The sequence below is a fragment of the Mycobacterium sp. SMC-13 genome (assembly GCF_045311035.1).
Classification (GTDB): domain Bacteria; phylum Actinomycetota; class Actinomycetes; order Mycobacteriales; family Mycobacteriaceae; genus Mycobacterium.
On record NZ_JBJIAI010000006.1, the window covers coordinates 250,562 to 266,171 of the forward strand.

Below are 15,610 nucleotides of genomic sequence, written 5' to 3' on the forward strand. Positions count from 1 at the left end.
AAGACCCTGATCGGGCTTCATGGCAGGGCCCTGATCGGGCCGCGGCGGCTCCAGCCGTTGACGGTCATGGTGCCTTGGTCAATCGCTGCGGGCGGCGCCACTGACGGCGGCACCACCGGGTCGTACCGTTCGATGGAGCCCCAATCTCGGTACCAGTCGTTGCGCAGGTAGGTGGGGATGGTCGACGTCCGCAACAGCGCCTGGATGAACAGGAACGGGCCACCCTTCTGCGCGGACTGCCACATGTTCGACGACACCACGACCTGCTTGGTGTTCGGCAGGATGCGGTACTGCGGCAGCTCCGCGACACCGAGATGCTCGGAGAACGGGCGCTGGCACGGGAAGTTCGCGGCGGTGGCGATGTCCATGAGGATCGGCGTCTGCGAACCCAGGAACTGCTGCGCGGTCTGCAGCGTCGGGACCCGCGGCGGCGTGAACCCGAACCACTGGTCCTCCGACAGGTTCGGATCGTCGGCCACGATGCGGGCGACGTTGGCCTCCGGCGGTGCCCACGCGAGCGGGAATCGCAGGTTGCGCCAAGCATATTGGGCGAAGGTGTCGATGGGCTGCACCTCGGCGAGGGCCTGGTAGCTGCCGTCCGGCCGGTGCACGCCCCACTGGAGCTTGAGCGACTGGCCGTAGTGGAACTCGTGCTCTTCGTCGTAGTACCAGATGGCACCGGCCGCGGCGACGGTCACGAGCGGCCGGTCCGCACTGCGCGGCGGCAGTTGGTACCAGGCGGAGGTGGCCTTGGCGGCGACGCCGTTCTCCTTGAAGCTGCCCATCACCGGGGTGCGGGCGGGGTCCAGGCCGAACGGCAGGAACACGTTGGAGCCGTTGACACCCGTCGGGCCGTAGCCGCCACCGGTGCCGGCCGCGAAGGCGACGCCGACGTTGGGCTTGTTGGGCGACCCGTCGGAGTTCACGGTGCCGGGGTTCGCGACCACCGGATGCGGCGGTGCGAGCGAGTCGCTGATCCCGTTCGGCGTGAAGCCGACGGGGTTCTCGCCGCCCAGCGGTCCGTACTTGCCCCACGTCTGGCCGGGCACCGGCTGCAGCGTGCCGGCATTGGTGTCGGCTTCGACCAGCACGTCGTTGGCCATCGCGCAGCTCTTGTCGGACAACCCGAGCGCATCCAGGTTGGCCCGCGCGGTCGTGTACTGCGGGTAGCGCTGCACGAAGCCCTTGGCCATCGAGCCGACCTCGAGCACGACCATGATCACCGCGACGATCAGCAGCGGCGTCGACGCCAGCGCCCGGTTGCGGCGGGTCTCCGCGACCTCGGTGTGCCCGGCGTAGTCGATGCGGAAGTGCAGCCAGCCCGCAAGCAGGGCGGAGATGATCGCCAGCACCAGGAACATCGAGGTGACGGGGTGGCCGGCCAGCACGGGCTGCCGGTCGAACCACGGCACGCCGTAGTTGCCGACGTAGAACCAGCCGTTGATCCCGGACGTCGCCCAGGCCAGCACGAACAGCAGTGCCGTCACGTACAGCGCCAGGTTCCGCCGGCTGTGCAGCCCGACCGTCGCGAACGCGAAGGCGATGATCGCCCCGAACGCACCGGAGAGGCCCGCGAACGCACCGAACTGCACGGCCCACTTGGTCGGGGTGAAGTGCAGGAGCAGCAGGCCGAGCATGGTGCTGCCGAGCAGGCGCCACACCGGACCGCTGGCCAGGCCGGGGACCCGGCCTTTGCGCAGCAGGAGGGCGAGGGTGGCGAACAGGCACAGCAGCAGGATCAGCACGGAGAAGCGGCGGGTCATGGAGCTGTCGACGCTGTCTTCGACCGTGAGGAAGTAGTAGCGCAGGAATTCCTGGTACCAGGAGATGGTCGGGCCGACGGTGTACTTGATGCGCGCCGATTCGGCCACGGTCGCCAGGGTCTGGTTCCGGAAGATCACCGTCAGGATCAGCGACGCCGACGCGGCCAGCGTCGCGATCGGAGCCAGCAGGCCCGTCCCGGCCCGGCGGCTGCGGACCGTGCGGACCAGCGCGCGGGCGCCGACGAGCAGCGGGGCCAGTGCGATCAGGCCCTGCGGCGCCGTCGTCGCGGTGAACGCCGCCACGATGATCGCGACGGCCGCGGGCGCCAGGCGCCGGGTGGCGATGGCGTATTCGAGGAGCACCCAGGTCGCGATGACGCCGAAGGCGATCAGCGGCTCGGGACGCAGGCCGTTGTTGAACGGGTACCAGGCCGCCAGGAAGACAGCCGCCGCGGTCCAGATCGCGATGGCGTTCGACGACACCCCGCGGGCGCCGGGGCCGAGCCGCGGCAGCACCCAGCGGGACAGCAGCGTCCAGGTCGCGATGCCGGCCAGCAGTGCGGGCAGCCGCATCCACACACCGGCGGTGCTGATGCTCGCCATATGTGCGAGCACCGACTGGTACCAGTCGAACGGCGCCTCGGAGGTGCCGAAGTAGCGGTAGTAGTTGGCGACGTAACCGGCCTGGCTGGAGACCCGCGCGATGGTGAGGTTGTAGCCGTCGTCGGAGGAGATGGCGCCGATCAGGTGCCAGCCGGCCAGGCCGGCGAACACCGCGATGTCCGCGAGCCAGTGCCAGCGGCTGACCTTCCAGAAGCGCTGCCAGCCGTCGTGCACGCGGCGGCCGTCCAGGCGGTCCAGCAGTGCCAGCGCGACGATCGAGACCAGCGTCAGCAGCACACCGAGCGCCATGGCAGCCGACTTCACGAACGTCGGGACCACGATGAACCGGGTGTCGACGTCGACGCGCGCGGACAAGCCGGGCTGTGCGGGCACCTTGAGGCCGGTGAAAATGCCGGCCACCTGGGGCTTCTTCTCCACACTGCCGGTGCCGGCGGCTCCCGGCAGGCCGATGAAGTCGGCGCCGACGCCGCCGTTGGTCGCCCAGAGATGCAGGTTGCTGCACTTCCCGGCAGCGATGTCGGACCGCTTGGCGACCGCGGCGACGGTGTCCCGGAATGCGACGACGACGTCGGCGGCGTTGGCGCGCACGAACAGGCCGTTGCGGCTGGCGTCGATGCCGTCGGGCGGGATCGTCGAGAACACCAGACCACCGGCCGCAGGCAGGGTGGCGATGGCCGAGCACGGGATGGAGACATCCAGCGCCAGCGGCGCACCCGACACCAGCGGGGCGGTGAGATCGGAGACGTTTCCGCTGGCACCGGGGGCCTGGGGCCACAAGATGGTCGCGGTCGTCTGCTTGACGGGCAGCAGTGGGGTCAGCGCGCAGAGCAGCAGACCGGCAAGGCCCGCGATGATCGCGACGAGACGGGCAGTCCTGGCAGGCACGAGGCTCAAGACTAGGCGACAGTTATATGTGGCCTGGGCCACTGACGGGGAATGTCGAGCTAGTTGGCCGGAATGTGACCCTCAATAGAGCCCGCTGCCCTGGGCAGACAGCCGGACGGCGTACTCGTCGTGCGCCACTTCCGGGTGCGCACGATCGCGACAAATATGTCGGCGGCGAGACTGACGGCACGGCGATTTGTGGGCCGGTTTACCGCCACCTGGTCAGGAATGGCGTGCTCGCCTCCCGGGACAGCTCAAAAATGTGTCCGCAGAGCCGACACGCCCGCGGCCGTCCGGCGGCCACTGACTACGAGTGCCGCAGCGGCGCCGGGGCCCACAGCCCGCTGCGCGTGGCCTTCCCGAGGTCGATCTGGGCCGGCTGCGCGTCGGGGTAGTACTGCGTGAACTGCTGCAGCGAGCCCCAGTCCCGGAACCAGTCGTCCTTCAGATACGTCGGCACCGGGGTGGCCTTGAACAGCAGCTCGGTGATGCCGAGCGGCCCGCCGCCGAGGTAGTCCATGACGGGCGAGTTGGCCTCGGCGCCGAAGCGGTCCGGCAGGATGCGCCACTTGGGCACCTCGGTGACGCCGTTGTTGTGACCGAACGGGCGCTGGCACGGGAACGCCAGGCCGACGAGCCAGTCCAGCATCACCGGCTCCTTGGAGCCGACGACGTCCTGCAGTGTGCGCAGCTTCGGGATGCGCGGCGGGGTCAGGGCGATCCAGTGCTGCGGCGCGAGGTCGTCGTCGGTGGCGACGATGCGGATCAGGGTGGCGTCGGACGGGATGGCGGCCATCGGGGCGCGCAGATTGCGCCAGGCGGGTGCGGCACCGACATCGGCGAAGCCGACCGCGCCGGCGATCTTGCCGGCCGCGGCCTGGGCGTCGGTGGCGTACTCGACGCGCACCTCGCCCTGGTTGAAACGGCCTGCAGCGGCGACGACGAGCAGCGGTCCGGCCTGATCGCGCGGCGGCAGTTTGTACCAGCCGGAGCGCATCCGCGCCGGGATCTGCACGCCGGGGCGCCAGCTGCCGAGCACCGGGGTGGTGGCCGGATCGAGGTTGTACGGCAGCCGGGCCTTTGATCCGTTCACTCCCGCGGCAAAGGTGGTGCCGCCTTCGGTGCCCGGCTCCGCGCCGCTGACCGGGCCGCCGTCGTTGTCGGCGAAGTTGGTGCCGCCGGGCGGTTCCATGACGGGGTCCGCGGAGACGTCGGCGGGAATTCCGTTGGGGGTGAAGCCTTCTGCGCTGCCCGCGCCGAGGGCGTCGCCGACTGTCCCGGACTGCGGAACGAGCTTGCCGGCGTTGGTGTCCTGTTCGACCATGACGTCGTCGGCCAGGCCGCAGGTCTTACCGGTCAGCGCCTGCAGGTTCGAGCGGCCCACCGACCAGGCCGGCCACTGCTGCGTCATACCGAGGGTCAGCGACAGCACCTCGAAGAACACCACGATCCACGACGCAATTGCCAAGGGCGCCTGAGGAATCCGGCGACTGACCGGACGCTCGGGATCGTGGTCGTAGAAGTGCAGCCACGCCGCCCACAGGAGCGTCAGGAACGACAGCCCGAACAGGAACGTGGTGAAGCCGAAGTGCCACTCGGGGAACTGATTCGACCACGGCACACCGAAGTTGGACACGTACCACCAGCCGTTCACCGTGGCGAACGACAGGGCCATGACGAACAGGACCGTCGCGGCGAACATCGCGCGGTTGCGGCGTGAGCGCATGGCCACGGTGCCGACCGCGATGGCGGCCAGCGCACCCAGCGAACCGGCCAGCCCGGCGAACACGCCGAAGTGGTGCGTCCACTTGGTGGGCGTGAACATCATCGCCAGGAACGAGATGATCGTGATGCCGACGATGCGGCGGGCCGGCCCGGCGGCGGTGCCCGGAATTCGCCCCTTGCGCAACGACATTGCGAGCGACACCGCCAACGCCAGCAGCAGCGTCAGCACCGCGAACCGGCGGGCCACCGAGCCGTCGGGGCTGGTGGTGAACAGGCGCTCGTAGCGGATGTGCTCGTCGAACCAGCTCAGCGCGGGGCCGACGGTGGTCTTGAAGGAGCTGGCGTCGAGCTCGGCGGCCAGCGTCTGGTCGCGGAAGATCAGGATCGCCGTCACTGTGCCCGCGGCGAGGATCGGTGCCAGCAGAGCCAGATAACCGAAGCGTGAAGTATGCCGCGCCACAATCGTTTTCAGCGGGCCGACGGCGACCAGCAGGGCGCCGATCGCGGCGATACCCGTCGGGCCGGAGAACAACGTCAGGGCACCGATGATGATGGCGATGGCCACCGGCAGCAGCCGGCTGGTCGCGACGCCGCGCTCGACCGAGCACCAGGTCAGCAGGATGCCGAGCGCGATGATGGGCTCCGGCCGGATGCCGTTGTTGAGCGGCAGCCAGAACGCCAGGAACATGCCGGCGGCCGTCCAGGCGGCGGCGCGGCTGTTCTTGACCGCGTGGCCGAGCCGGGGGAGCACCTCGCGGCTGATCACCCACCAGCACGCCAGCGCCATCAGGAGCGTGGGCAGGCGCATCCAGATGCTCGACGTGGAGACGTGCGCCCAGAGCGCCAGCAGGTCGTAGTACCAGCCGAACGGCGCCTCGGGGGTGCCGAACCAGCGGTAGTAGTTGGCCATGTAGCCGGCGTGTTCGGAGACGCGGGCCATGGTGAGGATGTAGCCGTCGTCCGAGGTGTTGGCGCCGACGAAGTGCCACCACACCAACGTCGTGATCACGACGCCGTCCAGCGGCTTCACCGACCACCAGCGCGATGGCAGGAACCGCTTGTGCGGGACGCCGTCGGCGCGGTCCAGCACGTGCAGGGCGCTGAGTGCGACGACGGTCAGCACCACGCCGAAGATCATCGCCAGCATCTTCAGCAGGGTCGGGGCCGTGCTGTAGCGCGAGTCGATGGTCGCCGAGAACGTCAGCCCCGGCGGCGCCGCACCGGACAGGTCGGTGAAGACGCCGACGATCTGCGGGCGGAAGTCGTAGCCGGTGAGCTCACCGCGCAGCGGCTTGCCGGGGTTCTTGTCCTTCGGTCCCTGCACGAGGCCGACGATCTCGCCGGTGACCTTGTCGGCATGTGCGGTGAATCGCAGTTCCTTGCACGCGGGGCTGAGCACCTGGGTCAGCGGTGCGCTGACGACCGGGGTGTTGCGGACGATCACCAGCAGGTCGCCGCCGACGCGCTCGATCAGCAGGCCACGGTCGACGGCCTTGGGTGCCTGCTTGGGCACGGTGGACAGCAGTGTGGTGGCCGGGCCGGTGAGGCCGGCCGCCGCCGAACACGGGATGGTGATGTCGAGGTCGGTGGCCACGTAGCCGATCAGCGGCGCGTCGACGCTCTTGAGCACGCCCGCCTGCGGCCAATTCAGCTGCGCCGTGGTCTGAGTGACCGGCAGCAGCGGCGTCGCCATCGCCAGGAACGCGCCGAGCAGTCCGGCCACGATCGCGATCCACCGCGCTGTGCGGTGATTGCGCTCTACCTCAGGTTCCCCGGCCACGGGCCTAGATGTTAGTGGCCGCTACGGATGGCCAGCACAAACGGGCCGATATCGGTGACCTGCCAGTGCTTGCTGTCGAACAGCCGCTCGTCGAGGGCCACCTGGTAGCGCCGCACGTTGGGCTGGTTGGGGTAGACGTCCTCGGCCAGGCGCAGCGTGTAGGTGCCGGTGCCGCCATGGCGCATCAGGAACACCGTCGGCGCCGGCCACAGCAGCGTGTCGAGCGCCTTGGCGAAGGCGTCGGGGTTGGTCATGGTCGCCCAGCTCTCGATGGCGCCGGAGCGTTCCTTGAACTGCGCCAGCGGGTTCGCATAGTGCGACGTCAGGCCCTGGAACCCGTAGTAGGGGTAGTAGGACAGGAAGCTGTAGTCGGCGGTCATCACGACGGTCTCGTTGCGGGGCCTGCCCGTCGCCGCGGTGATCTTGCGGTCGATCTCCTGGTAATACCGCTCGGAGCCCGGCGGCCGGCGGTCGGCGCGCTGGCCGGAACCGTCGGTGTCGGTGTAGGCGACGGCGATGTCGGCCCGCAGGATGTCCGGGATCGCCTGACTGAACGACACCGCGCCGATCGCGCCGATGACGGCGGCCACCGCGATGATCCGGTTGGTGGTCGGCTGCGCGTACCGGTTGGCCAGCGCGCGGGCGGCCTCCAGGAAGCCGAAGGTGCCGGCCGCGACGAGCAGCACCAGCAGGGTGGGCTGCAGCCGGAACGACAGCAGCGTGGTGCGGGCCAGGGTGGCGAGCATCGACAGCAGCGACCACGCGTACACCGACACGACCGCCATGCCCAGCGCGGCAGCGCGTGTCGAGCTGCGGCCCTTGACCACCAGCCACAGTGTGCCGACGAGGCACATGACGCCCAGCAGGGTGGCGTCGAGCATCGGGAAGGTCAGCTGCGCGCCGGCCATCGGCAGGTAGTGCTGCGCGGTGCCCTTGTCGGCGGGGTGCCCCTTGAGCACGGCGAGGTAGTACGGCGCCCAGTGGATGGCGGCGATGACGCCGGAGATGACGGCGATGACGGCTACCCGGATCAGCGGCTGGAGTTGGCGCCGGGACACCGCGAGCAGCAGCGCCATCAGCGTGAGAGTGAACGCCGCGTAGCCGAACAACAAGGTGTAGAACAGCGCGGCGATGCCGAGGAAAATCCCCGTGCCGATGATCGCGGCCCAGCCGCGGCGTCCGCCATCGCTCGCCTCCGGCGAGGAAGCCTTGAGCCCCGACCACGCCAGCACGAACACCGGCGGCAGCATGACGACGAGGACGGCCGAGTAGGGCTCAGTGGAGGAGTACGCCAGCGTGACGGCCGCGGTGGCCGTCGTCACCGCCAGGGCGTACTCGAAGCGAATCATGGCCGTCCACAACACGAATGCGGCCACGATCGCCGCGGCGATCGTGACGATCGCCCACGGCTTGAACATCTCCCATGCCGGCGTGCCGGTCAGCGCAGCCGCCCGGCCGCCGAGCCAGAACCAGCCCGACGGGTAGTACGGCGGCAGCCCCAGGTACGTCATGTCGTGCGGCACAGCGGTATCCGTGAGCCGCGTCAGGTACTCGGTGCGGAACTGCTGGTCGACCGAGATGCCGAACAGGTACAGTTTCGTCGCGCCCAACGGCATGCCGAGGGTGACGACCGAGAACGCCGCCAGGAGCGACGTGGCCGCGACCTTGGCGCTCTTGCGCCAACCGCGACGCCACGCCCACCCCGCGAGCAGTAGCCCGATGAGCACGGCGCACTGGCCGGCGGTGGTCAGGGCATGCAACTGGTTCGACGAGTTGAACGCCGGCCATTGCACGCGCGCAATCGCTTGCAGCGCAATGACCGCGATGATCACCGCCAGCGCCATGGCGGCCAGCATCTGGCCGCTCACCCTGGCGCTTGCGGCCAGCGCGCTGCGCATCAGAGCGGGAGTTTGCGGAAGATCGACCGGGGGATGTGCCGGATGACGGCCATCAGGTAGCGCACCGGATTGGGCGCCCAGATGAGCTCCTTGCCCTTGGCGGCGGCAGCGACGGCCTGGTTGGCGACGTCTTCCTTGTCGACCGTGAACGGCGCCTCCTTGGCGCCGGTGGCCTTCCAGTGCTCGAGCGTCGTGGTGGTGCGTACCTGGCCGGGGCGGATGACCAGAACGCGAACCCCGAACTCCCGCAACGCTTCTCCGAGGCCCAGGTAGAAGCCGTCGAGGCCGGCCTTGGTGGAGCCGTACACGAAGTTGGAACGGCGGACCCGTTCGCCGGCGACCGACGACATGGCGATGATCTGCCCGAAGCCCTGCGCCTTCATCTTGTCGCCGACCAGCACGCCGACGGAAACCGCTGCGGTGTAGTTGATCTGGGCGGTCAGCACGGCCTTGGACTGGTTCTGCCACAGTTCCTCGGCGTCGCCCAGGACACCGAACGCGACGATGGCGACGTCGACATCGCCCTGTTCCCAAGCGGATTCGATGACGGCCGGGTGCGACTTGGTGTCCAGCGCGTCGAAGTCGAGGTAGACAACCTCCTTGGCGCCGGCCGCCTCGATCTGGGCGATGGCCGCGTCGCGCTTGGGGGCGTTGGGCAGGTCGGCGAGGATCACGCGGGCCTTGGCGTTCTTGAGGTAGCGCTCGACGATGGCCAGGCCGATCTCCGAGGTACCGCCGAACAGCAGAATCGTCTGCGGGTTGCCGGTTGCGTCAATCACTGAGTCTCCTAGAGAAGTTCGAGGCGGCGGGCCATGTCGGAGGCGAACACGCCGTTCGGGTCGGCTTTGCGGCGGGTGGCGATCCACTCGTCGATCCGCGGGTACATCTTGTGGAAGCTCTCGGCGCTGACGCGGGAGTCCTTGGCGGTGTACACCCGACCGCCGAATTCCATTGCGCGCTTGTCGAGTTCGTTGAGGAACTCGTTGACGCCCGGCCGGTTCGGGAAATCGAGGGCGACGTTCCAGCCCTGCATCGGGAAGCTCAGCGGCGCCTTGTTGCCCGGGCCGAACAGCTTGAAGACGTTCAGCGCCGAGTACTGCTTCTGCGTGTGCATCCAGCGGATGATGCCCTTGAACTCTTCGAGCGCGTCGGGCGGAACCAGGAACTGGTGCTGCGCGAAACCCGCTGGGCCATAGGCATATTGCCAGCCCGAGGTGATGTCGAGCATGTGGTAGAACTGCGTCAGGTTGACGATCTTGCCCTGGTAGTTGCCGCTCATGCGGTAGAACGCCTCGCCGATCATGGACAGCGAGAGCTTGTTCATGAAGCTGACCGGGAACAGGTTCGGGATCGCCGGCAGTTGGGGCGCGGTGAACTTCAGCGGGTCCTTGGCCAGCTTGGCGGGCAGCTGATCCACCTTGGCCAGGCTGCCGCGGCTCACCGCGGCGCGGCCGAGCTTGGGCTCCGGGCTGATGAGGTCGAACCACGCGCTCGAGTACGTGTAGTTGTCCTCGCTGCCGTCCTGGTGCACGGCGACGGTCTCTTCGAGATCGTGCGTCGCGATGCCGTCGGCGATGAAGTAGGCGCTCTCGGTGCGCGTCATCTTGATGCGCGCCCGGATCACGATGCCCGTCAGCCCGTTGCCGGCGACGGTGGCCCAGAACAGCTCGCTGTCCGGTCCGTCGGGCGTGATGGTGTGCACCTCGCCGTCGGCCATCAGCAGGTCCAGTGACAGCACGTGGTTGCCGAAGCTGCCCGCGCTGTGGTGGTTCTTGCCGTGGATGTCGGAGGCGATCGCACCGCCGACCGTGACCTGCCGGGTGCCCGGCAGCACCGGAACCCACAGCCCGAACGGCAGCGCGGCCTTCATCAGCTGATCGAGGCTGACCCCGGCGTCGACGTCGGCGATGGCGGTCTCGGAGCTGATCGAATGGATCCGGTTGAGCGCCGTCATGTCGACGACGATGCCGCCGCCGTTGCACGCCTGGTCGCCATAGGACCGGCCGAGACCGCGGCCGAGGATGCCTCGCCGCAGGTGGGCGGGGCTGGAAGAGTTTGCGTCCGCGACCCGCTTGACCGCCTCGGCGATCACTGACACATCGGGTGTGGACAGCACGTTTGCCACGGACGGTGCCGTGCGGCCGAACCCGGTGAGGGCGCGGCGCGTCAGGGGCAGCGTGGCGTCAGGCTGGGTAGACATAACGGTCAAAGGGTACCGGCCAACCTCACTTCAGCCGGAAAATCACGGTTCGCTGCACCACGAAGTTGATGACGGTCGCCGTCCCCTGGGCAATGACAAAGGCCACAGGCCGCCGCCAGGACTCGCCGGCGAATTGCAGATAGAACAGCTGATTGATGCCGACCTGCAGTCCGAAGGTGACTGCGTACAAGATCACAACGGCGATGAAGCGCGCCCGGCTCGGTTCGGCCTGGAAGGTCCAGCGCCGGTTGATCAGATAGGCCGTCGTCGTGCCGGCGATGAAGCTGAGTGTCTTCGCGATGAGGGTCGCCCGGGCATCGGGCATGCCGTTGGCGACGAAAACGGCACTGAGCAGCGCGTACAGCCCGTAGTCGACGACCGCGGACAGACCACCCGTGACGACGAACCGCCACGCCTGTGTCACCAGGCCTAGAGACGCCTCGACGGCCTTCTCGGCACTGTGTTCGGCGTTGTGTTCGGCGGGGATGTCCACTGGCTCGGCCACGCGGGCAGCTTACGTGCACCATGGACACGTGACCGATTTGCTCCAGGCATGGCACACCCTGTTGGCGCGGCATTCGTCGTCGCCGCGAGTCGACGACGTCGGGGCGGCGCTGCTGGGCCGGTGGGCCGAGCCGCACCGCAGTTACCACGACCTGAGTCACCTGCGTGGCATCCTGGCCGGAGTGGACGCCCTGGAGGAGTACGCGGACGATCCGGACGCCGTGCGTCTGGCGGCCTGGTACCACGACGCGGTCTATGCCGGGCAGTCCGACGACGAGGAGAACAGCGCGCGGCTCGCGGAGTCGGACCTCACCGATCTGGGTGTGGCCCAGGAGTTCGTGGTGGAGGTGGGCCGCCTGGTGCGGGTGACCATCACCCACGATCCCGCAACCGACGACCACAACGGCCAGGTGTTGTCCGACGCCGACCTGGCGGTGCTGGCGGTGCCGCCGGTCGATTACCAGCACAACACCGCCCGGGTGCGGGCCGAGTACGGCCACGTCAGCGATGCGGATTTCGCGCTGTGGCGTGGCCGGATGATCGCGGCGATGCTCGCCGGGCCGTCGCTGTACCGCACGGAGGCGGGGCGGCGGCTGTGGGAGGACGCGGCGCGGACCAATCTGCAGGCAGAGCTCGCGGCGCTCAGCGGCTGACGGCCCTCAGCACGTCGTGCAATGCGTCGAGCGCCGCGGTGAACTCGTGGTCCGCGGGCGTGCCGAAACTGACCACCACGCCGTCCTGCTGTGGCGTGTCGAGTGCGGCATCCGGATGGCGCAGCAGTGCCAGTCCGGACAGTGCGATCCCGGCGTCGGCCGCGCGCCGCATGACCTCGTGTTCGGTACCGTCCGGCAGCCGGATCAGCGCGTGCAGTCCGGCGGACAGTCCACTGATCTCGACATCGAGCCCGGATAGCTTGGCCGCCAATGCGTCGCGCCGGCGCCGGTAGCTGTTGCGCATCCGGCGAATGTGTTTGTCGTACTGGCCGGATTCGATGAAGTCGGCCATGGTCAGCTGGTCGATGGCGTTGACGTAGAACTGTTGCCCGCCCGCCGCCGCCAGTACCGGATCGATCAGGTTGTCGGGCAACACCATCCAGCCCAGCCGGAGCACCGGTGCCAGGCTCTTGCTGACCGAGCCGAGATAGGCCACCCGGTCGGGATCCAGCCCCTGCATCGAGCCGATCGGCTGCCGGTCGTAGCGGAATTCGCCGTCGTAATCGTCTTCCAGGACATAGCTTTTCGTACGGACGGCCCATTCGAGGGCGCGGGTGCGCCGCGTGGGATGCAGTGGTACGCCGTGCGGGAAGTGGTGTGCCGGGGTGAGCAGAACCGCTGCAGCGCTGGTCTTTTCGAGGTCATCGATGATGGCGCCGTGGTCATCGATCCGGATGGGCACGGTGCCGGCGCCGCTGCCGGCGATGGCGTCCCGGAACAGGAACAGACCGTAGTTCTCGACCGCAATGGTGCCCGGCGCAAAAACTTTCGACAGCAATTCGACGGCGTGCCGGGTCCCGGCGCAGATGACGATCGATTCGGCCGTGGTGCGCACGCCGCGGGCGCGGGCCAGATAGGTGGCCAGCGCGGTGCGCAGTTCGTGGCGGCCACGGGCGTCGCCCGTTCGCAGCGCTTCGGTCGGCGCGTTGGTCAGGGCCCGTCGGGCCGACGCCAGCCAGGCCTGCCGCGGGAAGGCCGCGACGTTTCCCGAACCGGGCATGAGGTTGTGAGTGGCGGTGCCCGGTTTGGCGCGCTGGGTGGCGGGCGCCGATTCGGTGTGCGAGCCGACGACCCACGTGCCCGCGCCCTGGCGCGAGCCCAGCCAGCCCTCGGCGACCAGTTCGGCGTAGGCCTCGGCGACGGTGTTGCGAGCCAATCCCAGGTCGATCGCCAGGGATCGGGAGGGCGGCAGCATGGTGCCGGCGGGCAGTCGGCCCGATCGGACCGCGTCTCGTACGGCCTGGATCAGCTGGTCACGGGCACCGCGCCGGCCCGGTTTGACGGTCTGGCCGAGATCCAGATGCAAGTCCAGCCCAGCGCTGCTCGCCGCAGAATTGGCCCATGAAACCACGCCCAAATTGAACCATGTTCACGGGCTTTTGGTGGCTAGCGTGGACGCCATGACCGAGACACTGAACGCACCGACCACCACCGACCACGCCAAGCGGATCGACATCTATGGCGTCGCTCCCGAGCTCTACGCGGGGATGATGGCCTTCAGCAATGCCGCGTCCAAGGAACTTGATTCGACCATCGGCGAGCTGATCAAGATTCGCGCCTCGCAGATCAACCACTGCGCCTTCTGCCTGGACATGCACATCCACGACGCGCGCCGGTCCGGTGAGACCGAGCAGCGCCTGGCCCTGGTTGCGGCATGGGAAGAGGCCGGTGATCTGTTCACCGAGCGCGAGCGGGCCGCGCTGGCCATCACCGAGGCCATCACCGACCTGAGTCAACGGTCGGTTCCCGACGACGTGTACGCCCGTGCTGCAGCCGTGTTCACCGAGCGCGAGCTTGCGCACGTCATCGGCATGGCCGCCGTCATCAACTCCTGGAACCGGCTGAATGTGGCTACGAAGAAGGCCGTCCCGCGCCGCCGCTGAATGTGCGGATCGCAGAAGCGAATTCGTCGGGGGCGTCGGACTCGACATAGGTTCCGGCGCCCTCGACGATGACGGTCGTGTGGTCGGGGAACGTCGCCTCCAGCCGTTCGCGCTCCTGGGTGCGGAAGGCGATGTCGGCGTCGCCCCAGACGATCAGGGTCGGTAGGTGGGCGATGTCCGGCAGCCCGCGCTCGACCTCCGCGAAGAAGTCCCGGCTCGCCAGCACGCGGCCGGGAAGCACGGCCGACGCCTGGCGCCGGTCCGCGGTGTCCAGCGCCCGCCGGTAGTGGTCCATCTCGGCGTCGGTGAGCTTCCGTCTCCGGTGGCCGGTGGGGATGAACGCGTTGACCAGCAGATTGAACTGGCGGACCAGGAAGCGCGTCGGCGGCCCGCCCATGATGCGGCCGAACGCTTCGAAGTGCAGCTCGCCGTTGACCGGCCAGGCCCAGGTATTCGCCAGCACCAGCCGATGGAAGACCCCCGGCCGCCGCTGGGCCACCGCAAGGCCGATCATGCCGCCCCAGTCCTGTCCGACCAGCGTGACGTCCTTCAGATCGAGAGCGTCGACGAACGTGGTGACGACATCCGCGTGCTCCTCGGGCAGGTAGCGATAACCGGGCCTGGGCGTCGACAGTCCGAAGCCGGGGTAATCGAGGGCAATGCACCGAAAGTCCTTGCGCAGCAAGCTGATCACGTCGCGGAAGAGGAATGACCAGGTCGGGTTGCCGTGCAGCATCAACAGCGTGGGGCCGGCTCCCTCGTCGACGTGGTGGACGGTGTGGCCGTCGATCTCGATGAAGTGGCTCTCGAACGGGAACAGTTCGTCGTCGACCCAGGCGGGCCGTGTGGTCTGTGCGGTGTTGGTCATGGCAACCCCTGTTGGATCGGCTTTCCCGGTATGCTTGAACATCTCACAGTCACTTGAGAAATTCAAGCAGAAGGATGGCGATGCGGAGCTACGACCAATACTGTGGGCTCGCCCGTTCGCTCGAAATCGTCGGCGACAGATGGAATCTGCTGATCGTCCGGGAATTGCTCATCGCACCCGCCCGCTATCGCGACCTGATCGACCATCTCCCCGGTATTGCAACCAACCTGCTCGCGGATCGGCTCCGGGACCTCGAGGCGGCGGGCGTCGTCGAGCGGCGGTTGGCCGGCGAGGGGAGTGCGGTCGAGTACACCCTCACCCCGTGGGGCGCGCAGCTGCGCCAGCCGATCGAGAGCCTGCTCCGCTGGTCCACGCCGCTGATGATCAGCGGTCCCGCGGGCGGTGACTCCTTCCGGCCCGAGTGGCTGACCCTCGCTGTCCCGGCTCTGCTCAACGGCCGGGTCAAGGTCCGCTCCGCCGTGACGATCGGCCTCGTGGTCGACGACCGGACCCTGCAACTCCGCGCGACGCGCTCCGGCTTCGAGGTCGGTCCGCACGACGGCCGCAAGCTCGATGCCACCGTGACGGCGATCCCCGCCTGCATCCTCGGTCTCGCTGCGGGCGCACTCAGCCTCGGTGATGCGCGTGCGCTCGGGCTGGTCGAAGTCGACGGCGATGAGGCTGTCGCCCGATCGGTCCTCGGTGCGTGAGTGGTGGGTCGGGCTGACCCGGTAGCAACTCTCATGCCCGGGGCCCGGCGGTGCCGC

The 15,610-nt window shown here is 68.6% G+C and carries 11 protein-coding genes; 3 read left to right on the forward strand and 8 right to left on the reverse strand.

Annotated elements, in window-relative coordinates:
• Nucleotides 1-17 precede the first annotated feature (17 nt).
• The 6 genes from ACJH6I_RS11755 to ACJH6I_RS11780 form a co-directional block, all read right to left on the reverse strand.
• Nucleotides 18-3,272: an arabinosyltransferase domain-containing protein gene (locus ACJH6I_RS11755; RefSeq protein WP_406784091.1), complete on the reverse strand. Its 3,255-nt coding sequence runs from the start codon at nt 3,270-3,272 to the stop codon at nt 18-20.
• A gap of 307 nt (nt 3,273-3,579) precedes the next feature.
• Nucleotides 3,580-6,777, reverse strand: coding sequence for an arabinosyltransferase domain-containing protein (locus ACJH6I_RS11760; RefSeq protein ID WP_406784092.1), 3,198 nt, complete (start codon nt 6,775-6,777; stop codon nt 3,580-3,582).
• An 11-nt stretch (nt 6,778-6,788) separates the two neighbouring features.
• Nucleotides 6,789-8,675, reverse strand: a complete 1,887-nt coding sequence (locus ACJH6I_RS11765) for a galactan 5-O-arabinofuranosyltransferase (RefSeq protein WP_406784093.1) — start codon at nt 8,673-8,675, stop codon at nt 6,789-6,791.
• Nucleotides 8,675-9,454, reverse strand: a complete 780-nt coding sequence (locus ACJH6I_RS11770; RefSeq protein ID WP_064861198.1) for a decaprenylphospho-beta-D-erythro-pentofuranosid-2-ulose 2-reductase — start codon at nt 9,452-9,454, stop codon at nt 8,675-8,677. Before ACJH6I_RS11770 ends, ACJH6I_RS11765 begins: the two co-directional genes overlap by 1 nt.
• A gap of 8 nt (nt 9,455-9,462) precedes the next feature.
• Nucleotides 9,463-10,875: an FAD-binding oxidoreductase gene (locus ACJH6I_RS11775; RefSeq protein ID WP_020099515.1), complete on the reverse strand. Its 1,413-nt coding sequence runs from the start codon at nt 10,873-10,875 to the stop codon at nt 9,463-9,465.
• Between the two features lie 25 nt (nt 10,876-10,900).
• Nucleotides 10,901-11,362 carry a GtrA family protein gene (locus tag ACJH6I_RS11780; RefSeq protein ID WP_318984282.1) on the reverse strand — a complete coding sequence of 154 codons (462 nt, stop codon included), beginning with the start codon at nt 11,360-11,362 and terminating at the stop codon, nt 10,901-10,903.
• Between the two features lie 46 nt (nt 11,363-11,408).
• Between ACJH6I_RS11780 and ACJH6I_RS11785 the strand changes: the two genes are divergently transcribed.
• Nucleotides 11,409-12,032, forward strand: a complete 624-nt coding sequence (locus ACJH6I_RS11785; RefSeq protein ID WP_318983969.1) for a metal-dependent phosphohydrolase — start codon at nt 11,409-11,411, stop codon at nt 12,030-12,032.
• On the opposite strand, the gene ACJH6I_RS11790 is transcribed toward ACJH6I_RS11785, so the two are convergent.
• A complete protein-coding gene (locus ACJH6I_RS11790; protein WP_318983968.1) occupies nt 12,022-13,443 on the reverse strand; it encodes a PLP-dependent aminotransferase family protein in 1,422 nt (473 codons plus the stop codon). The two genes, ACJH6I_RS11785 and ACJH6I_RS11790, sit on opposite strands and share 11 nt — an antisense overlap.
• Before the next feature lie 49 nt (nt 13,444-13,492).
• Here ACJH6I_RS11790 and ACJH6I_RS11795 point away from each other — a divergent pair, with 49 nt between their 5' ends.
• Complete coding sequence (locus ACJH6I_RS11795; protein ID WP_318983967.1) at nt 13,493-13,975, forward strand: carboxymuconolactone decarboxylase family protein; 483 nt, start codon at nt 13,493-13,495, stop codon at nt 13,973-13,975.
• On the opposite strand, the gene ACJH6I_RS11800 is transcribed toward ACJH6I_RS11795, so the two are convergent.
• A complete protein-coding gene (locus ACJH6I_RS11800; protein ID WP_318983966.1) occupies nt 13,944-14,843 on the reverse strand; it encodes an alpha/beta fold hydrolase in 900 nt (299 codons plus the stop codon). The genes ACJH6I_RS11795 and ACJH6I_RS11800 overlap by 32 nt on opposite strands.
• Before the next feature lie 80 nt (nt 14,844-14,923).
• Here ACJH6I_RS11800 and ACJH6I_RS11805 point away from each other — a divergent pair, with 80 nt between their 5' ends.
• Nucleotides 14,924-15,553, forward strand: coding sequence for a helix-turn-helix domain-containing protein (locus ACJH6I_RS11805; RefSeq protein WP_318983965.1), 630 nt, complete (start codon nt 14,924-14,926; stop codon nt 15,551-15,553).
• Nucleotides 15,554-15,610 lie beyond the last annotated feature (57 nt).

What these genes read in the sequence shown, in the direction of transcription:
- ACJH6I_RS11805 (WP_318983965.1), top strand. Translation starts at nt 14,924, where the DNA reads ATGCGGAGCTACGACCAATACTGTGGGCTCGCCCGTTCGCTCGAAATC.
- ACJH6I_RS11765 (WP_406784093.1), bottom strand. Translation starts at nt 8,675, where the DNA reads ATGCGCAGCGCGCTGGCCGCAAGCGCCAGGGTGAGCGGCCAGATGCTG.
- ACJH6I_RS11795 (WP_318983967.1), top strand. Translation starts at nt 13,493, where the DNA reads ATGACCGAGACACTGAACGCACCGACCACCACCGACCACGCCAAGCGG.
- ACJH6I_RS11800 (WP_318983966.1), bottom strand. Translation starts at nt 14,843, where the DNA reads ATGACCAACACCGCACAGACCACACGGCCCGCCTGGGTCGACGACGAA.
- ACJH6I_RS11775 (WP_020099515.1), bottom strand. Translation starts at nt 10,875, where the DNA reads ATGTCTACCCAGCCTGACGCCACGCTGCCCCTGACGCGCCGCGCCCTC.